This is a genomic window from Streptomyces sp. NPDC058773, assembly GCF_042746015.1.
Taxonomy (GTDB): Bacteria; Actinomycetota; Actinomycetes; order Streptomycetales; family Streptomycetaceae; genus Streptomyces.
Genome location: NZ_JBHYPE010000005.1, coordinates 156,019 through 174,558, shown reverse-complemented (window position 1 = coordinate 174,558; position 18,540 = coordinate 156,019). Strand labels below are relative to the sequence as shown.

The window sequence follows — 18,540 nt, the reverse complement described above, 5'->3', positions numbered from 1 at the left end:
GTCACTCCGTTCCTACGAACCCTGCGGCTGCCGCGCGGCGTTGGTGTCCAGCCGGGGGCCCATCGGCAGGAACTGCGACCAGTTCGCGGGGACGCGCACCGGCGTGACGTCCTTGTAGCCGAGCAGCGTCCGTGCCCGGTCGGTCTCCTTCGTCCCCTGCTTCCCACCGGTGCCCTGGGCGTCCGGGCCGTTGCCGGAGGGCTTCGCGCTGCTGTCGTTGTTCGTCTGGACCACGTACCGCAGACCGGAGTCCGTCACCAGGAAGCGCGCTCCCGTGGACACGTCCCCGGCTTGGATCTGCTGGTAGAACATGCCGGTTCCGGGCGTCACATACGCGCTGGTCCCGCCGTTCACGACCTGCTGGGGGTAGTCCGGCCCGGCCCAGGTGCTGAGTTCGGTGCGTCCGGTGGCGGAGACCTTGCGCAGCACACTGCAGACCGTGTTCCGGCGGTGCGGAGCCGCGGTGGTGTTGGCCTGCTTGGCGACCGCCCGCGGCCACTTCTTCTGCGTGAACAGGTTCCCGCTCTCCGGGGTGAAGGACTGGGCGTCCACGTCCGTGGGCTCGTTGCGCTGCTTCAGCCGGCCGGTCTGCGGGGAGAAGAGCAGCAGCCGGGCGACGAAGTCCGACACCGGCCGGACCTCGCCGGGCAGCACGACGTACTGCTGTGCCCCGGCGCCCGTCGTGGCGCGGAGCACCCTGCCGACCTGGTCCTCGTGAGCGTCCAGGCCCGGGACGCCGGCCCGTCGGCCGACGGACGGCGGAAGGGCGGGAAAGCCGATCGGCGTGCCGTCATGAAAGGTGGCCAGCCACTCCTCGGTGACCGGCTGCGGCGGCCGGTTCCCCACCAGCGCGCGCAGCAGCAGTTCGGGGCTCGCGCCGCCGTCGATGAGGTACTTGGTGCCCCGGCCGTCGACGAGATAGCGGCGGCCGTGGGCGCCGGTCTCCCGGACGTAGAGCATCCGGCCGCCCCGCAGCCGGTTCGGTCCTTCCACCTTGTGCGCGTCGCGGTCGGCGAAGAGGAAGGTGGCCTTCTGTACGGTCCTGCCGTTGCTGCCCGGCTGCTCGCACACCGCCCAGCGTTTGCTCTTCTGCGCTTCCCGGGCCTCCGGGATGCGGTCCGGGGCGTACGGGATGCCCAGCGTCGGCCCGTGCGGGATCTTCCCGCTGTCCAGCTCGTGCTCGTCGACCTTGAGGACATCGACCTGTTCGGTCTTCAGCAGCAGCCGGGCGGAGGCCATGTTGAGGACGGGGTGCAGTTGCCGCTTTCCGTCCGTGGTGAGCACGACGTACAGCGTGGCCGACTGGCTGCCGAGGAGCACATGCTCGCCCGGAGTGTCCCAGCCCTTGGGAGCCTTGGGGCGGAACATGCCCCAGGCGCCGAAGCCCGCGAGCACGAGTGCCGCGATGACCAGGCCGGGGAGCACGGCCCGTAAGGGGTTCGGGGCCCCTTCGTCCGTACGGTCCGGGGAGGGCTGCAGAAAGGCGGCCACGAGTCGCTTCTTGGCGAAGGTGTAGCCGTTGAGCTCGTCCCGCCGTGATGCCATGGTGCTGTCTTCCCCCTGAGACCGTTGCCCGAGTGCGCGGTCGTGTTTCTGCCGGGCCCGACCGCTCTTGCCGTTGTCTCCGCCTCACCCACTGGTCATGCTGCGGGCCCGGCCGTACAGGTCCAGGACCGCCAGGCACAGCGGCAGCAGGGTCAGCAGGAGCAGACCGTCGGCGAGGTCGAGGGCGCGTCCCCAGAACGGGGTGAGCCCCCGCTCCGGTACGGTCAGCGCGACCAGGGTCAGCAGCGCCACGCCGCCCGCGAGGGAGAGCGCCAGCCAGACGGTGCGGATGTCCAGCTGCGCACGGTCGCCCGCGAGGAAGTCGGTGAGCGCCCCGGCGGGCGGGCTGACGGCCATGCCCAGGACGAGCAGCGCCAGCGCGCCGAACCCCGCGACGATCGCGCAGGCCACCTGTGTGGTGTAGCGGAAGAGCCGGGCGCGCAGCAGCGTGGCGAGACCCGCGGCGAGGGCGAGCAGTCGTCCCCACGCTGATTCCGACAGACCGAGGACGCCCGCGGCGCCGATGACGACGGCGCAGCAGCCGCCCAGCAGACCGAGCAGCAGCTCATGGCCGCGACGCGCCTGGGCGGCGATGTCCGCAGGCTCCACGGGAGTGACGGGACCGGCGTCGGCGGGGTACGTGCCGGCCTCGGCACCGTCCTCGCGTTCGGCCAGGCTGCGGGGCGTGACGTAGCCGACCGGCAGTCTGGCCAGCCGGGTGGAGAGACCGGGCAGAAAGGCCATCAGTCCGATCGCCACCGGCACGCAGACCGCGGCGGCCTGGGTGGCGGAGGCTTCGGTGACGAGGGCGAGGAAGGCCGAGAGGGTGCCGGCGGCCGCCAGGAACGTGGCGGCGATGAACGGGGCGTCGCCCTGCGGCGACAGCGCGACCAGTGCCACGGAGACGACGAGCACGGCGATACAGCCCAGCAGGAACTGCAGCCGTCCGGCGCCTTGGCCGCTGTCCGGGCCGGTGATCCCCGATCCCGCGGTCCACACGACCGGTAACGCCCCCAGTCCCAGCGCGACGGCGGACGGCTGGTCCCGGTAGACGCGTGCCCGTACGCCCGCGAAAGCGGCCACCAGCAGTCCGGCGGTGGCGGCGATGACGCCCGGCAGGCTGTGCATGTCATGGCGCAGCGGGTCGGCGCACCACAGGACGCCTCCCAGGAGGGCGAGCAGTACGCCCACCCCGACCAGACCGGTGCCCCGCAGCATGCCGTCGTTCCACAGGCGCCGGTCGCGGGCGACGGCGGAGGCCACGGCATCGGACACATCGTCGAAGACGGCCGGCGGCAGGGATTGTGCGAAGGGCCGCAGATGCAGCATCTCGCCGTCGACGACCCGCTGGTCGGCCAGCGAGCCGGAGCTGTCCAGCGCGCTGCCGTCGCTCCGGAAGAGGTAGTAGCCGGTCGGTGCGTCGGCGGGCTGGGTCTGGCGGGTCAGCCGCAGTAACTCCGGATAGATGTCGGAGACCGCGATGTTCTCGGGTAACGCCACATCGATACGGCTGTCCGGCGCGACCACGGTCACCCTGCGGAAACCGGTCCCCACGCTCGTGCGCAATTCGTCCCCCTGTCCGCCGCCCGGGGCCCCGCCCGGCCGGCCGTGACACATGATCTTCCCCGCCGTTCACATTAGTCGGCAGTAGGATCGGCCGATGCGGAAGGCGCCGTCGCCAGGGGGGTGAGCGGTACGGAGATTTCCCTTCCGCGCCGAGGGATTGGTGCGCGGTGAGCCAGATCGTCGTCAAGCGTCCGCCGCGGGCGCTTCCGCCCGTTGTCCCCACGGACGAGTTACGCCTCGAACCGCCGCCGGAACTGCCGCGTGGCCAGCAGGAGGGCGTGCTGATGCAGCTCCTGCCGATGCTCGGGATGGGCTCGTCGGTGGTGTTCTTCTTCATGCCGGGGCTGCCGGGCTTCATGCGCGTCATGGGCGCGCTGATGCTCGCCTCGACCCTCGGCATGGTGATCGCGCAGATAGTCCGTTACCGCCGGGGCACGCAGGGAGAGATGGCGCAAAGTCGCCGTGACTACCTCAAGTATCTGGCGCGGACCCGGCGTCGGATCCGCCGCACCGCGGCGTCCCAGCGCAACGCCCAGCACTACCTCCACCCTGCCCCCGACCAGCTGTGGGCGGTGGTCGCCGAGGGTCGCCGGGTCTGGGAACGGCGCATCGGTGACGCCGACTTCGGCCAGGCCCGCATCGGCCTGGGCACCCAGCAGCTCGCCACGCCGCTCATCGCCCCCGACACGGCCCCGGTCGATGAGCTCGAACCACTCACCGCGGGCGTTATGCAGCGCTTCCTCACCACCCATGGCTCGCTGCGGCAGATGCCGGTCGCGGTCTCGATGCGCGCCTTCTACCACCTGACCGTGTCCGGCGAACCGGAGTCCGCACACGGCGCCGCCCGCGCCCTGATCGGCCAGCTCGTCACCCTGCACTCGCCGCAGGACCTCATGGTCGCCGTGGTGGCGTCCCCCGGCGCGGTCGCCCGGTGGGACTGGACGAAGTGGTTACCGCACGCCCAGCTGCCCGGCTCCCTCGACGGTGCGGGCACCAAACGCCTCTTCGGCGACGACCTCGCCGAACTCGAAACCCTCCTCGCCGACCAGCTGGCCGACCGTCCGCGCTTCAGCCGCGACGCCCCGCCCCTCCTCGACCGGCCGCACCTCGTAGTCGTCCTGGACGGCGGCATGGTCCCGCCGGATTCCGCGTTCGCCGCGCCCGAGGGCCTGCAGGGCGTCACCGTCGTCGAGGTCGTCCCGGGCGAACTCGACGAGCCGCGCGGCGGGCTGTCCGTGCAGGTCCAACCCGGCCGGCTGCGTCTGGAATCCGCCGTCTCCCTCTATGAGGGCACCCCCGACACGCTCTCCCCGGAGCGCGCCGACACCCTCGCCCGCCGGCTCGCCCCCCTGCTCATCGAGGGCAATGACGACGACGAACCGCTGCTCGCCAACCTCGACTTCACCGACCTCCTCGACCTGGGCGACCCCGCCTCGATCGACACCGTCCGCACCTGGCGGCCCCGTTCCCGGGCCGAGCGTCTGCGCGTCCCCATCGGCATCGACGAGGCCGGTCAGCCGGTCATGCTCGACCTCAAGGAGGCCGCGCAGAACGGTATGGGCCCGCACGGCCTGTGCGTCGGCGCCACCGGTTCCGGCAAGTCCGAGCTCTTGCGCACGCTCGTCCTCGGCCTGTCCGTCACCCACTCCTCCGAGAACCTGAACTTCGTGCTGGCGGACTTCAAGGGCGGCGCCACCTTCGCCGGGATGTCGGCTCTCCCTCATGTCGCCGCCGTCATCACCAACCTCGCCGACGACCTCTCGCTGGTCGACCGCATGGGTGACTCGCTGCAGGGTGAACTCCAGCGGCGTCAGGAACTCCTGCGCCAGGCGGGCAACATGGCCAACATCCATGACTACGAGCGGGCCCGTGCCGCCGGACAGGCTCTTGACCCGCTGCCCTCACTCGTCATCGTGATCGACGAGTTCAGCGAACTGCTCAGCGCGAAGCCCGACTTCATCGAGATGTTCATCCAGATCGGCCGTATCGGCCGCTCTCTGGGCGTCCATCTCCTGCTGGCCTCCCAGCGGCTGGAGGAAGGCCGGCTGCGCGGCCTGGACACCTATCTCTCGTACCGCATCGGCCTGCGCACCTTCTCCGGCGCCGAATCCCGGGTCGCGCTGGGTGTCCCCGACGCGTACCACCTCCCTTCCGTCCCGGGCTCGGGCTATCTCAAGTGCGGGACGGACGAGATGACCCGCTTCAAGGCCGCGTACGTGTCCGGGGCGTATCGCTCGGGCGCCGACCGCGCGGACCAGGGCACACAGCCCGTCCAGCGGCGGGCCGCGCTCTTCCAGGCGCCGCCCGTGCCGCTTGTGGCGGCCGAGCCGGAGGCGGCCCCGCCCACGGTCCCGGGTCCCGCACCCGAGGACGCCCTCGCCGACACGGTGCTGGACGTGGTCGTCGGCCGTCTGGAGGGCCAGGGCCCCGCCGCCCACCAGGTCTGGCTCCCGCCGCTGGACAAGGCCCCCGCGCTGGATCAGCTGCTGACCGCCCTGGCCGGCACGTCCGAACGCGGCCTGCACGCCCCGGCCTACCGCGCCGCCGGCACCCTGAAGGTCCCCCTCGGGCTGGTCGACAAGCCCTTTGAACAGCGCCGCGAAATCCTCGTCCACGACTTCTCCGGAGCCACCGGGCACCTCTTGGTCATCGGCGGCCCCCGGTCCGGCAAGTCCACCCTTCTGCGCACACTCATCGGCTCGTTCGCGCTCACCCACACCGCCCGGGAGGTCCAGTTCTACGGACTCGACTTCGGCGGCGGCGCCCTGAGCTCGATGGCGGACCTCCCGCACGTCGGCTCCGTGGCCTCCCGCCTCGATCCCGAGCGCATCCGCCGTACCGTCGCGGAGGTGGCGGGCATCCTGGCCCGGCGGGAGGAACTCTTCCGCGCCCACGGCATCGACACCATCGCCACTTTCCGCCACCGGCGCGCCGAGGGACAGTTCCCCGACCAGCCCTGGGGCGATGTCTTCCTGCTCGTGGACGGCTGGGGCCCGTTCAAGGACGAGTACGAGCTGCTCGAACCGGTCGTCACCGATATCGCCTCCCGCGGCCTCGGTTTCGGTATCCACGTCGTCCTCACCGCCTCCCGGCACATGGAGGTACGCGCCGCCCTCAAGGACCAGTTGCTCGGACGTCTCGAACTGCGGCTCGCCGATCCCTTCGACTCCGAGTTCGACCGCAAGGCCGCCGCCAATGTCCCCGCCGGTGTGCCCGGCCGCGGCCAGACCCCCGGCAAGCTCCACTTCATGACGGCCGTCCCGCGCATCGATGCGGGCAACCCCGCCGTCGAACTCGGCGCCGCCACCGCCGACTTCGTCCGAACGGCCGACGAGGCCTGGCAGCACCCCTCCGCCCCGCCCGTCCGTCTGCTGCCCCGTGAGGTCCCGGCCGGTGACCTGCCCAAGGGCTCCGACCACCCGCACCGCGGCGTCCCCATCGGCATCGACGAGACCGGCCTCGAACCGGTCTATGTCGACTTCGAAACCGATCCCTTCCTGCTCGTCTTCGGCGAGAGCGAGTCCGGAAAGACCGCGGCCCTGCGCCACCTCGCCCACAAGATCTCCGAGCGATACACCCCCGACGAGGCCAAGATCGTCGTCGGTGACTACCGCCGCACCCTGCTCGATGCGGTCTCCCCCGGCCACCTCCTCGAATACGCCCCCACCGACGCGGCGCTCACCGTCCACATGGAGGCCCTCGCCGCTCTCATGGAGCGCCGCAGGCCGAGCCCCGAGGTCACCCCCCAGCAGCTCCGCGACCGGAGCTGGTGGACCGGCCCCCGCTTCTTCGTCCTGATCGACGACTACGACCTGATCACCTCCTCCACGGGCAACCCCCTCGCGGTCCTCACCGACCACCTCCCCTTCGCCCGCGACGCCGGTATCCACTTCCTCATCGCCCGCACCTCGGCCGGGGTGTCCCGCGCCCTCTTCGAGCCCTTCCTTCAGCGCGTCAAGGAGCTCGGCGCCCAGGGACTGATCCTCTCCGGCGACCCTCACGAGGGCGACATCCTGGGCACCACCCGCCCCCACCCGATGCCTCCGGGCCGGGCCCACTTCGTTTCCCGCAAGCGCGGCACCCCCCTGGTGCAGCTCGGGTGGCTTCCCGACCGTTAGCGGGCGAAAGCGGCGCGTTCCGGCATATCCGTGAGCGGTGTGCCGGGCGCGGGTACGGGGGACACCGCCCCGGATTTCCCATTGCCTCCGCGGCATCCGGAGTCTCCCGCTCCGACAGCACGGGTATCAGCCGATCCGGCAGTCATTGGCCCGGGAATTCCGGAGAGGATGCGGCATTCGGGTGTGTCATGTTCCGGACGGTGGGAATTCATGTGGACGACATTTGTGGGGGCGGGTGTCGGTGTCCGGGGCAAAAGGCAGGAGCCCCGCTCGCCACCGAAGTGGCGGAGCGGGGCTCCTTGGGTACTGCTAGAGGCGACCTGGAAAGAATTCCGGGCCGGGCAACTTATGCCGGAGTGACGTTCTCCGCCTGCGGACCCTTCGGGCCCTGCGTGACGTCGAAGGTCACCGTCTGGTTCTCCTCCAGGGAGCGGAAACCAGAGGCGTTGATCGCCGAGTAGTGGACGAAGACATCCGGGCCGCCGCCGTCCTGGGCGATGAAGCCGAAGCCCTTTTCAGCGTTGAACCACTTGACGGTTCCGGTAGCCATAAGCCCTCCTTGGGCCAAAGGGTTGCCCTGCTCCAGAACCTGCAAACAAGTCTGAAAACTACAAAAGCCTGCGGGTCACATGCTCCGCAGGCTCTGTACTGCAAGGGAAACCAAACTGCAACTTGCGCTGAGCTTAGCATGGGGCCGTCGTGAGGTGGAAGAGCCAAAGATCACGTTTAACCGACCGCACTAACGTCCATACCGTGACCCGCCGCGTCGGGCCCGGGGAGACAGGTCTAGCCTCCGCATGTGGACAATTCAACCTTCGGAGACGCACCCGCGGGAGCCGACGCCGGCCGCCGTCGCAGCCGGCCGCGAGTGGGCCACATCCAGTTCCTGAACTGCCTGCCCCTTTACTGGGGCCTGGCCCGTACGGGCACCCTGCTCGATCTGGATCTCACCAAGGACACGCCGGAGAAGCTCAGCGAGCAGCTGGTCCGCGGGGAACTCGACATCGCGCCGGTCACCCTCGTGGAATTCCTGCGCGCCGCGGACGACCTCGTGGCCTTCCCCGACCTCGCCGTCGGGTGTGACGGCCCGGTCATGTCCTGCGTGATCGTCTCGCAGAAACCGCTGGACCAGCTGGACGGCGCCCGGGTCGCGCTCGGGTCGACCTCGCGGACGTCCGTACGGCTGGCGCAGCTGCTGCTGGCCGAGAGGATCGGGGTGCGGCCCGACTACTACACCTGCCCGCCGGACCTCGGTCTCATGATGCAGGAGGCGGACGCGGCGGTGCTGATCGGCGATGCCGCGCTGCGCGCCAATCTGCACGACGGGCCCAAGCTGGGCCTGGAGGTGCACGACCTCGGCCAGATGTGGAAGGACTGGACGGGGCTGCCGTTCGTCTTCGCGGTCTGGGCGACCCGGCGTGAGTACCTGGAGCGCGAGCCGGCCGTGGTGCGGAAGGTGCACGAGGCGTTTCTCGCCTCGCGTGATCTGTCGCTGGAGGAGGTCGCCAAGGTCGCCGAGCAGGCGGCCCGCTGGGAGACCTTCGACGAGCCCGTTCTGGAGCGGTACTTCACCACGCTGGACTTCCGCTTCGGGGCGGCGCAGCTGGAGGGGGTCACGGAGTTCGCCCGGCGGGTGGGGCCGACGACCGGGTTCCCGGCGGATGTGACGGTGGACCTGCTGGAGCCGGCGGCCGCGCGCGGCTGAGCGGGCCGCGGCCCGGCACCGGCCGCCGGTGCCGGGCCCGCACGGCGGGCGGCCGGGCGCCGGTCCGGCCGCCAGCGGGGCTGTCGTACCCCTGACGTACGCTGGTTCAGTTCGTGATGCCCGCCTGCGAAAGGGACGCCCCGGTGACCGAGAACGCCGACCTCCAGTCCGTACTCGACCGCGCCGCGCAGGGCGGCCGCATCACGCCGGAGGAAGCGCTCGACCTGTACCGCTCGGCTCCGCTGCACGCGCTGGGCAGGGCCGCCGACGCCGTACGCCGCCGCCGCTACGCCGGCACCGAGCACATCGCGACGTACATCATCGAGCGCAACATCAACTACACCAATGTGTGTGTGACGGCCTGCCGGTTCTGCGCCTTCTACGCCGCGCCCAAGGACACCGCCAAGGGCTGGACCCGCGACCTCGACGACATCCTGCGCCGCTGCGCGGAGACCGTCGAGCTGGGCGGCACCCAGATCATGTTCCAGGGCGGCCACCACCCGGACTACGGCGTCGAGTACTACGAAGAGCACTTCTCCGCCATCAAGAAGGCCTACCCGCAGCTGGTCATCCACTCCCTCGGCGCCTCCGAGGTCGAGCACATGGCCCGGATCTCCAAGGTGTCCGTCGAGGAGGCGATCCAGCGCATCCACGCCGCCGGTCTCGACTCCTTCGCGGGTGCCGGTGCCGAGCTGCTGCCGGCCCGCCCCCGCAAGGCCATCGCCCCGCTGAAGGAGTCCGGCGAGCGCTGGCTGGAGATCATGACGACGGCCCACGAGCTGGGCGTGGAGTCGACCTCCACGATGCTGATGGGCACCGGCGAGACCAACGCCGAGCGGATCGAGCACCTGCGGATGATCCGCGACGTCCAGGACCGTACGGGCGGCTTCCGCGCCTTCATCCCGTACACCTACCAGCCGGAGAACAACCACCTGAAGGGCCAGACGCAGGCCACCCTCTTCGAGTACCTGCGGATGATCGCCATCGGCCGGCTCTTCCTCGACAACGTCGCGCACATCCAGGGCTCGTGGCTGACCACCGGCAAGGAGATCGGCCAGCTCTCGCTCCACTACGGCGCGGACGACCTCGGCTCGATCATGCTGGAGGAGAACGTGGTCTCCTCGGCCGGCGCCAAGCACCGCTCCAACCGCATGGAGATCATCGATCTGATCCGCAAGGCGGACCGGGTCCCGGCGCAGCGCGCGACCACCTACGAGCACCTGGTCGTGCATGACGACCCCGCGCACGACCCCGTCGACGACAAGGTCGTCTCGCATCTGTCGTCGACGGCGATCGAGGGCGGCACGGCCCATCCGGAGCTGAAGCTGGTCGAGGCCAACTGAGCCCCGGATGCTGACACTTCACCGCGTCCGCGGTGTCCGGCCCGGCCCGGACGGGGAGCCTCTTCCCGGGCACGCGGTCGTGGTCGACGGCGCCCGGATCGCCGCCCTCGGGCCGTACGAGGAGCTGTGGGCCACCTACGGCATGGGGGTCCCCCCTGCTGGAGCGGAGCCGAAAGCTTGGGGGAGGGCGCGGGTCCGGGAGTGGGACGGGGTGCTGACGCCCGGCCGGCACGAACCGGAGGGCGCCGCCCTGCTGGAGGCGGCCTACCACCCCGATCCGCGCGAGGCCGACGCGCTCGGCAGCGAGCCGCTCACCGGCGCCGCGCTCGCCGCCCTCGACATGACCGAGACCCGCTGGGGCGGCAGTGCCCGCCGTGGTCTGCAGCGTCTGCTGGCCGCCGGGACGACGTCGCTGACCGGGCCGTTCACCCGCCCCGCGGTCCGTACGGCGGTCCGGCGGTCCGGCCTCGCGGAGCCGTCCGGCGGCCGCCCCCGTGCGCTGACCGCCGGCGGCCCGGCCGACTTCGCGGTCTTCGCCGAGGACGGCGGCTGCCTCGTCACGGTGCTGGGCGGCAGGCTGGTGTACCGCCGGCGCTGACGACGGGACGGGACGGGGCCGTGCCCGGTGCGCCCGCCGGCCGGGCCACGGTGGACAATGGCCGGGTGACCCGAGCATCCCTGGACAAGCAGCCGCACGAAGTCGCCGCGATGTTCGACGACGTGGCGGCGCGGTACGACCTCACCAACGACGTGCTCTCCCTGGGGCAGGCGCGGCTCTGGCGCAGGGAGGTGGAGCGTGCGGTGGCCGCACGGCCCGCCGAGCGGGTGCTCGACCTCGCGGCCGGTACCGGCACCTCCTCGCTGCCGTTCGCCAGGGCCGGGGCGTACGTGGTGCCGTGCGACTTCTCCGTCGGCATGCTGCGGGAGGGCCACAAGCGGCACCCGTGGCTGCCGTTCACGGCCGGTGACGGCACCCGGCTGCCGTTCGCGGACGGGGTGTTCGACGCCGTCACCATCTCCTTCGGGCTGCGCAACATCCAGGACACCGATGCCGCGCTGGCGGAGCTGTACCGGGTCACCAAGCCCGGGGGCCGGGTGGTGATCTGTGAGTTCAGCGAGCCGACCTGGGCGCCGTTCCGGACCGTCTACACCGAGTACCTGATGCGGGCGCTGCCGCCGGTCGCCCGCGCGGTCAGCAGCAACCCGGACGCCTACGTCTATCTCGCCGAGTCCATCCGCACCTGGCCCAACCAGCCCGAACTCGCCGCCCGCCTCCAGGGCGTGGGCTGGACCGAGGTGGCCTGGCGCAATCTGACCGGCGGTGTCGTGGCGCTGCACCGGGGGCGCCGGCCGGCCGAGGGCTGACCGCCGGGCCCGCGGCCCGTCCGCGGCCCGGTGTCCGGTCGGCCAATGTGCCGGGCGGCGGGAGTGCCCGCGCGGCAGGGCGGCCGGAGGGCAGAAGCGGCCGGGGGGCGATGCTCCGCGCCCCGGCTCCTTCGCGCCGGGGGACGCTCACACCTCCAGCCGGTGGCAGTACGCCGTCCGCTTCCCTTCGGGCGTGATCACCTTCTCCGCCCGCCGCATCCCCAGCCGCCGGGTCACCGCGATCGACCGCTCGTTACGGGCATCCACCAGGGAGACCACATGGCGGACGCCGGCCGCGCGGACGGAGGCCAGCGCCGCCTGCGCCGCGGCGGTGGCGTAGCCCTTGCCCCACGAGGCACGGCCGAGCCGCCAGCCGATCTCGATCTCGCCCGCCGGGCCCCAGTCCCACGGCCACGGCTGGGCGCCGGTGAAGCCGAGGACCGCGCCGTCCGCCGGGTCCACCAGCGTGTACAGGCAGAATCCGAGCTCCGCGTGGTGTCTGCGCTGGCGCGAGGTGAGCTCCTCGTAGACGGAGAGCTCGGCCGGTGCGCCGCCGTGGAACTCCATGACGTCCGGATCGTCGAAGACCCGGTGCCAGTTCAGCGCGTCCTCCTCGGTGGGCACGCGCAGTTCGATGGCGGGAAGCGGCCGGTGTGCGGGCGGGGTGTTCACAGATTTCACGGCACAACCCTTCAGGTTCTGATCACCACAGCCCCCATAGACTGCACCTGCCCGGTGCCGGTCGGCACCCGAATTCCCCATCGACTTCCGGGAGACAGCGCCGTGACCGAGTCCGCGTCCGTGACCGATTCCGTGACCCCCGCCCGATCGGAGCACAGCGCGGATGTGATCGTCGTCGGTGCCGGCCCGGCCGGCTCCGCCACCGCCTATCACCTCGCCAAGTCCGGTCTGGACGTCCTCCTTCTGGAGAAGACTGCCTTCCCGCGCGAGAAGGTCTGCGGTGACGGGCTGACCCCGCGCGCCACCAAGCAGCTGGTCGCGATGGGCATCGACATCTCCGAGGAAGCCGGCTGGCTGCGCAACAAGGGCCTGCGGATCATCGGCGGCGGCTCCCGGCTCCAGCTCGACTGGCCGGAGCTGGCCTCGTACCCGGACTACGGACTCGTCCGCAAGCGCGACGACTTCGACGAGCAGCTGGCCCGGCAGGCGCAGAAGGCCGGGGCGCGGCTGTACGAGCGCTGCAACGTGGGCGCGCCGATCGTCAACGAGCTGACCGGCCACATCACCGGTGTGCACGCCAAGTTGGGCGAGGAGAAGACCCCGGTCACCTTCCACGCCCCGCTGGTGGTCGCCGCCGACGGCAACTCCACCCGGCTCTCGCTGGCCATGGGGCTGCACCGGCGCGAGGACCGCCCCATGGGCGTGGCCGTCCGTACGTACTTCACCTCGCCCCGCCATGACGACGACTACCTGGAGTCCTGGCTGGAGCTGTGGGACCGCCGCGGCGCCCAGGACCGGCTGCTGCCCGGCTACGGCTGGATCTTCGGCATGGGCGACGGGACGAGCAACGTCGGCCTCGGCATCCTCAACTCCAGCTCGGCCTTCAAGGAGCTGGACTGGCGGGAGATCCTCAAGGCGTGGTGCGCCTCGATGCCCGCCGACTGGGGCTACACGCCGGAGAACATGACCGGCCCGATCCGCGGCGCCGCGCTCCCGATGGCCTTCAACCGCCAGCCGCACTACACCAAGGGCCTGCTGCTGGTCGGTGACGCGGGCGGGCTGGTCAACCCGTTCAACGGGGAGGGCATCGCGTACGCCATGGAGTCCGGGGCGATCGCCGCCGAGGTCATCGTGCAGGCGCACGCCCGCGCCACGTACGCCCAGCGCGAGCTGGCGCTCCAGCGCTACCCGAAGATCCTCAAGGACACCTACGGCGGCTACTACTCGCTGGGCCGCGCCTTCGTGAAGCTGATCGGCAACCCGAAGGTCATGAAGGTCGCCACCCAGCGCGGTCTGACCCACCCGCTGCTGATGCGCTTCACCCTCAAGATGCTCGCCAACCTCACCGACCCCACGGGCGGCGACGCGATGGACCGCATCATCAACGGGCTGAGCAAGGTCGCCCCGAAGGCGTGACCCCGAAGGCGTGACACCGGAGGGGCCGGCCCGGACGGCCGGCCCCCGGTGAGCGGTCCGTCAGTCAGCCGGCCCGGCGACGGCCCGGTTCACCGCACACGAAAAGGACCGTCCCTCCCGAGCGGCGAGAGGGGCGGTCCTTTTGGGATCCGTGGGCGCGGCGGTCCTAGAGGACGCGCACCGCACCGGTCGGCATGTCGTAGTCGAGCGGGCGCTCGACGATGCCGGTGCTCGGGTTCTGGGCCCCGATGAACTTGCCGCCGCCGACGTAGACGCCGACGTGGTAGGCGCTGCCCGCGCTGCCCCAGTAGAGGATGTCGCCGACCTGGAGGTTGTCCAGCCCGACCTGGGTGCCGGTGGTGGACTGGTCCTGCGAGACCCGCGGCAGGTCGATGCCGATCTGGTTGAACGCGGCCTGCGTCAGACCGGAGCAGTCGTACGACGAGGGGCCGCTGGAGCCCAGCACGTAGGCCTTGCCGAGCTGCGCCTTGAGGAAGGAGACGAGCGTGGCCGTGCTGCCGGTGGCGTTGGACGTGGGAGCGGACAGGGTCGAACGCTCGGAGGAGCGCGAGGCACGGGCCTCGGCGGCCTCCTTGGCCTTACGGGCCTCCTCGGCCTTCTTCTTCGCCTCGGCCTTGGCCTTCTTCACGGCCTCGGCCTTGTGCTTCTCCGCGGCCTTGGCGGCCTGCGAGAAGGCACTGTCCTGGAGCGCCTGACGCTCGTAGTTGAACGCGACCTGCTCGGCCGTGTCGGCGCTCTTGGCGGCGCTGGTGGCCAGCGCCGTCGTGATCGTCGGCATCTCCTGGGTTTCGGAGACGGGCTTTTCCGCGGCGCTGGCCGGCACGGTGGCACCGGTCACCGCGAGGGTGAGGAAGCCACCGGTCACGCCCGCCCGCAGCGCCCGCGAGGACGCGGAAGGACGGCGGGGCTTCCGGTGGCTGGGTATGAGTGCGTTCGGGGACATGGCAATAACGGCTATCAGGAGCCACTGGTTGCTGCCAAGAAAGGTGCAGTGCGCCACACTTGACGTGTACGCGGCGAACAAACCGGACTTTTGCCTCGCCCCTCGCGCCGGCGACGGGATGTCCGCATTTCTCGATCATGTTCCTACGCATGGCATTTGCTGCTTCATGCGGGTCCGGCGGGCGCCTACCACTTCCGCGTCCGCCACGCCAAGGCTTCCCGGACGTCAAGCGCTTAGTGCTGGAAATAGCGTGGGATAGGTCACTCTTGAGTGTCCGTTATGTTCCCGTGACCTGGCGCGTGCCGGTCGCTCGTGAACGGAAGCACGTACCGACGATCACGATCGGTTCACGAGAGGGTCCTCTCTCCGGGCCCGCGGCTTATAGCAGTTGGCCGCGTCCAGCGCCAATTTGCTTGCGGCGGCAACCACTTGATATTGGCAACCCCGCGCTGACCAGCGGTAACACCAGTGAATGTCACCTCTCGTGATCACTCGCGCGCTTCGCGTATGAAGATCACCGCTCATCCGACTTCATGATCCTTCGCCGGGTGGTGGAGATCACAAAGGCGTTGTTCACCCCCGTGTCGCAGATCACAGACCAGCGGGCATAAGATGCAGGCGGCTCGGGCTTGTGAACTGCCTCACATGAGCACGATCTCCATGGGGCAGCCGGAGGGCCCGTGCGGACCGCCATCCAGTCATCGTCGACTGAAGGGAGCGAGGACGGTGAACGCTTACGCGCCCATCCTCGTACTGGGAGCCCTCGGGGCAGGCTTTGCGATCTTCTCCGTCGTGATGGCCACCCTCGTCGGGCCCAGGCGCTACAACCGGGCCAAGCTCGAGGCGTACGAGTGCGGAATCGAGCCGACGCCACAACCTTCCGGGGGTGGCCGCTTCCCGATCAAGTACTACCTGACGGCGATGCTCTTCATCGTCTTCGACATCGAGATCGTCTTCCTCTATCCCTGGGCCGTCACCTTCGACGCCCTGGGGCTCTTCGGGCTCGTCGAGATGCTGCTCTTCGCGCTCACCGTCTTCGTCGCCTACGCCTATGTCTGGCGTCGTGGCGGCCTGGAATGGGACTAGGGGTCACACATGGGACTTGAAGAGAAGCTGCCGAGCGGCTTTTTGCTGACCACTGTCGAACAGGCCGCGGGCTGGGTGCGCAAATCCTCGGTCTTCCCCGCGACCTTCGGGCTGGCCTGCTGCGCCATCGAGATGATGACCACCGGCGCCGGGCGCTACGACCTCGCCCGCTTCGGCATGGAGGTCTTCCGCGGTTCGCCGCGACAGGCGGATCTGATGATCGTGGCCGGCCGGGTGAGCCAGAAGATGGCGCCCGTGCTGCGGCAGGTCTATGACCAGATGCCGAACCCGAAGTGGGTGATTTCCATGGGGGTTTGCGCCTCGTCGGGCGGAATGTTCAATAACTATGCGATTGTGCAGGGCGTCGATCACATTGTTCCCGTCGACATCTATTTGCCGGGTTGCCCGCCGCGTCCCGAGATGCTGATGGACGCCATTCTCAAGCTCCATCAGAAGATCCAGAACACCAAGCTCGGGGTCAATCAGGAGCAGGCCGCCCGCGAGGCGGAGGAAGCGGCACTCAAGTCGCTGCCGCTCATCGAGATGAAGGGGCTGCTGCGGTGAGTGAGCAGAAGAACCCCGAGGGTTCCGGGGCGGACGGCCCGGACGAGGCGGTGCCCGCGCAGCGCGAGGACACCGGCGAGGCGATCGCCACCCGCCGCGGCATGTTCGGCGCTGACAACGGCGGCGACACCAGCGGCTACGGAGGCCTGGTCCGCACCGTCCGGCTGCCCGGCGCCGCCCAGCGGCCGTACGGCGGACCGCGCGGCGGCGGTGGGGGCACCTCCCGCTCGAGCGGAGCCGAGAGTGGGGGAGGCTACGGGGAGTTCGACGAGATCGCCGACGAGCTGGAGGGTGCCCTCGACGAACAGGGGCTGGTCCCCGAGAACGTCATCGAGAAGACCGTCGTGGACCGCGACGAGCTGACCTTCCACATCGAGCGCGGTCACCTGCCGGCGGTCGCCCGCATCCTGCGCGACGACCCGGCGCTGCGCTTCGAGCTGTGCACGGGCGTGAGCGGAGTGCACTTCCCCGGCGACAAGGGCCGTGAGCTGCATGCCGTCTACCACCTGCGCTCGATCACCCACAACAGGCTGATCCGGCTGGAGGTCTCCGCCCCGGACAGCGATCCGCACGTGCCCTCGCTCGTACAGGTCTATCCGACCAACGACTGGCACGAGCGGGAGGCCTACGACTTCTTCGGGATCGTCTTCGACGGCCACCCGGCGCTGACCCGGATCATGATGCCGGACGACTGGCAGGGCTTCCCGCAGCGCAAGGACTACCCGCTCGGCGGCATCCCCGTCGAGTACAAGGGCGCCCAGATCCCGGCTCCCGACCAGCGGAGGTCGTACAGCTGATGACTACTGCACCGCACTCGCACTCCTCGTCCGGCCACCGCACCTCGAGCGACTTCGACACCCAGGAGTCCCTGGCCCGCGAGACCACCGAGGGCACCGTCTACAACGTCTCCGGCGGCGACTGGGACGAGATCGCCGCGGCCGCCGTGAAGGCCGACGACGAGCGGATCATCGTCAACATGGGGCCGCAGCACCCGTCCACCCACGGGGTGCTCCGGCTGATCCTGGAGATCGACGGCGAGACCGTCACCGAGGCCCGCTGCGGGATCGGCTACCTGCACACCGGGATCGAGAAGAACCTCGAATTCCGGACCTGGACGCAGGGCACCACCTTCGTGACGCGGATGGACTACCTGACGCCCTTCTTCAACGAGACGGCCTACTGCCTGGCCGTGGAGAAGCTGCTCGGCATCACCGGCGACATCCCCGACCGCGCCTCGGTGATCCGCGTCCTGCTGATGGAGCTCAACCGGCTCTCCTCCCACCTGGTGTGCATCGCCACCGGCGGGATGGAGCTGGGCGCCACCACGATCATGATCTACGGCTTCCGCGACCGGGAACTCATCCTCGACCTCTACGAGCTGATCACCGGCCTGCGGATGAACCACGCCTACATCCGGCCCGGCGGCCTCGCCCAGGACCTGCCGCCGGGCGCGGTCGACCAGGTGCGTGAGTTCGTCAAGAAGATGCGCAAGAACATCGGCGAGTACGACAAGCTCGCCACCGGCAACCCGGTCTTCAAGGGCCGGATGGAGGGCATCGGCTATCTGGACCTGGCCGGCTGCATGGCCACCGGCGCCACCGGGCCGATCGTGCGGGCCGCCGGACTGCCGCACGACCTGCGCAAGTCCCAGCCGTACTGCGGCTACGAGGACTACGACTTCGAGGTGCCGACCGCCGACACCTGCGACTCCTACGGGCGGTTCCTGATCCGGCTGGAGGAGATGCGGCAGTCGCTGCGGATCGTCGAGCAGTGCCTGGACCGGCTGGAGCCGGGCCCGGTGATGGTCGCGGACAAGAAGATCGCCTGGCCCGCGCAACTGGCCCTCGGCCCGGACGGTCTGGGCAACTCCCTCGACCACATCAAGAAGATCATGGGCACCTCGATGGAGGCCCTGATCCACCACTTCAAGCTGGTGACCGAGGGGTTCCGGGTCCCGCCCGGACAGGCCTACGCGGCCGTCGAGTCGCCCAAGGGCGAGCTGGGCGTGCATGCGGTCAGCGACGGCGGCACCCGCCCCTACCGGGTGCACTTCCGCGACCCGTCCTTCACCAACCTCCAGGCCATGGCGGCGATGTGCGAGGGCGGCCAGGTCGCCGACGTCATCGTCGCCGTCGCGTCCATCGACCCCGTGATGGGAGGCGTCGACCGGTGAACGCCACTCCGGCA

At 70.2% G+C, this 18,540-nt stretch carries 15 protein-coding genes; 10 read left to right on the top strand and 5 right to left on the bottom strand.

The annotated features are described in order from the left end of the window. Positions 1–12: 12 nt before the first annotated feature. Together eccB and eccD are read right to left on the bottom strand one after the other, a co-directional pair. Complete coding sequence (gene eccB / locus ACFW5B_RS06950; RefSeq protein ID WP_386434349.1) at positions 13–1,545, bottom strand: type VII secretion protein EccB; 1,533 nt, start codon at positions 1,543–1,545, stop codon at positions 13–15. Between the two features lie 84 nt (positions 1,546–1,629). After that, complete coding sequence (gene eccD, locus ACFW5B_RS06945) at positions 1,630–3,111, bottom strand: type VII secretion integral membrane protein EccD (protein ID WP_386434346.1); 1,482 nt, start codon at positions 3,109–3,111, stop codon at positions 1,630–1,632. Positions 3,112–3,278: 167 nt separating this feature from the next. On the opposite strand from eccD, the gene eccCa reads away from it, so the two are divergent. Continuing rightward, positions 3,279–7,229, top strand: coding sequence for a type VII secretion protein EccCa (eccCa, locus tag ACFW5B_RS06940; protein WP_386434343.1), 3,951 nt, complete (start codon positions 3,279–3,281; stop codon positions 7,227–7,229). A 346-nt stretch (positions 7,230–7,575) separates the two neighbouring features. Here eccCa and ACFW5B_RS06935 read toward each other — a convergent pair whose 3' ends face one another. Further along, a complete protein-coding gene (locus ACFW5B_RS06935; RefSeq protein ID WP_030620150.1) occupies positions 7,576–7,779 on the bottom strand; it encodes a cold-shock protein in 204 nt (67 codons plus the stop codon). A gap of 249 nt (positions 7,780–8,028) precedes the next feature. Here ACFW5B_RS06935 and ACFW5B_RS06930 point away from each other — a divergent pair, with 249 nt between their 5' ends. From ACFW5B_RS06930 to ACFW5B_RS06915, 4 genes are all read left to right on the top strand, one after another. Further along, positions 8,029–8,934, top strand: coding sequence for a menaquinone biosynthetic enzyme MqnA/MqnD family protein (locus tag ACFW5B_RS06930; protein WP_386434339.1), 906 nt, complete (start codon positions 8,029–8,031; stop codon positions 8,932–8,934). A gap of 143 nt (positions 8,935–9,077) precedes the next feature. Continuing rightward, on the top strand, positions 9,078–10,277 hold the full coding sequence (gene mqnC / locus ACFW5B_RS06925; protein ID WP_386434336.1) for a cyclic dehypoxanthinyl futalosine synthase: 1,200 nt from the start codon (positions 9,078–9,080) through the stop codon (positions 10,275–10,277). Positions 10,278–10,284: 7 nt separating this feature from the next. Continuing rightward, positions 10,285–10,875: a hypothetical protein gene (locus ACFW5B_RS06920; protein WP_386434334.1), complete on the top strand. Its 591-nt coding sequence runs from the start codon at positions 10,285–10,287 to the stop codon at positions 10,873–10,875. 65 nt (positions 10,876–10,940) lie between these two features. Continuing rightward, the gene (locus tag ACFW5B_RS06915) at positions 10,941–11,642 is read left to right on the top strand and encodes a demethylmenaquinone methyltransferase (RefSeq protein WP_386434331.1); all 702 of its coding nucleotides are present in this window, start codon (positions 10,941–10,943) and stop codon (positions 11,640–11,642) included. A gap of 147 nt (positions 11,643–11,789) precedes the next feature. On the opposite strand, the gene ACFW5B_RS06910 is transcribed toward ACFW5B_RS06915, so the two are convergent. Beyond that, positions 11,790–12,323: a GNAT family N-acetyltransferase gene (locus ACFW5B_RS06910; protein ID WP_386434328.1), complete on the bottom strand. Its 534-nt coding sequence runs from the start codon at positions 12,321–12,323 to the stop codon at positions 11,790–11,792. Positions 12,324–12,395: 72 nt separating this feature from the next. Between ACFW5B_RS06910 and ACFW5B_RS06905 the strand changes: the two genes are divergently transcribed. Continuing rightward, the gene (locus ACFW5B_RS06905; protein ID WP_386434585.1) at positions 12,396–13,739 is read left to right on the top strand and encodes a geranylgeranyl reductase family protein; all 1,344 of its coding nucleotides are present in this window, start codon (positions 12,396–12,398) and stop codon (positions 13,737–13,739) included. 166 nt (positions 13,740–13,905) lie between these two features. On the opposite strand, the gene ACFW5B_RS06900 is transcribed toward ACFW5B_RS06905, so the two are convergent. Next, positions 13,906–14,703 carry a C40 family peptidase gene (locus ACFW5B_RS06900; RefSeq protein WP_386434325.1) on the bottom strand — a complete coding sequence of 266 codons (798 nt, stop codon included), beginning with the start codon at positions 14,701–14,703 and terminating at the stop codon, positions 13,906–13,908. Positions 14,704–15,429: 726 nt separating this feature from the next. Between ACFW5B_RS06900 and ACFW5B_RS06895 the strand changes: the two genes are divergently transcribed. Genes ACFW5B_RS06895 through ACFW5B_RS06880 form a run of 4 tightly spaced genes read left to right on the top strand, consistent with a single transcriptional unit; the run spans position 15,430 to position 18,526 of the window. Continuing rightward, entirely contained in the window at positions 15,430–15,789 is a 360-nt protein-coding gene (locus ACFW5B_RS06895; RefSeq protein WP_030262580.1) for an NADH-quinone oxidoreductase subunit A, read from the top strand. 9 nt (positions 15,790–15,798) lie between these two features. Continuing rightward, the gene (locus tag ACFW5B_RS06890) at positions 15,799–16,353 is read left to right on the top strand and encodes an NADH-quinone oxidoreductase subunit B family protein (protein ID WP_362605786.1); all 555 of its coding nucleotides are present in this window, start codon (positions 15,799–15,801) and stop codon (positions 16,351–16,353) included. Beyond that, positions 16,350–17,150 carry an NADH-quinone oxidoreductase subunit C gene (locus ACFW5B_RS06885; RefSeq protein WP_386434322.1) on the top strand — a complete coding sequence of 267 codons (801 nt, stop codon included), beginning with the start codon at positions 16,350–16,352 and terminating at the stop codon, positions 17,148–17,150. The genes ACFW5B_RS06890 and ACFW5B_RS06885 overlap by 4 nt, the downstream gene beginning before the upstream one ends. Continuing rightward, positions 17,150–18,526, top strand: coding sequence for an NADH-quinone oxidoreductase subunit D (locus tag ACFW5B_RS06880; RefSeq protein WP_386434319.1), 1,377 nt, complete (start codon positions 17,150–17,152; stop codon positions 18,524–18,526). The genes ACFW5B_RS06885 and ACFW5B_RS06880 overlap by 1 nt, the downstream gene beginning before the upstream one ends. The last annotated feature ends 14 nt before the right edge of the window (positions 18,527–18,540 follow it).

What these genes read in the sequence shown, in the direction of transcription:
- eccB (WP_386434349.1), bottom strand. Translation starts at nt 1,545, where the DNA reads ATGGCATCACGGCGGGACGAGCTCAACGGCTACACCTTCGCCAAGAAG.
- ACFW5B_RS06935 (WP_030620150.1), bottom strand. Translation starts at nt 7,779, where the DNA reads ATGGCTACCGGAACCGTCAAGTGGTTCAACGCTGAAAAGGGCTTCGGC.
- ACFW5B_RS06920 (WP_386434334.1), top strand. Translation starts at nt 10,285, where the DNA reads ATGCTGACACTTCACCGCGTCCGCGGTGTCCGGCCCGGCCCGGACGGG.
- ACFW5B_RS06900 (WP_386434325.1), bottom strand. Translation starts at nt 14,703, where the DNA reads ATGTCCCCGAACGCACTCATACCCAGCCACCGGAAGCCCCGCCGTCCT.
- ACFW5B_RS06890 (WP_362605786.1), top strand. Translation starts at nt 15,799, where the DNA reads ATGGGACTTGAAGAGAAGCTGCCGAGCGGCTTTTTGCTGACCACTGTC.
- ACFW5B_RS06880 (WP_386434319.1), top strand. Translation starts at nt 17,150, where the DNA reads ATGACTACTGCACCGCACTCGCACTCCTCGTCCGGCCACCGCACCTCG.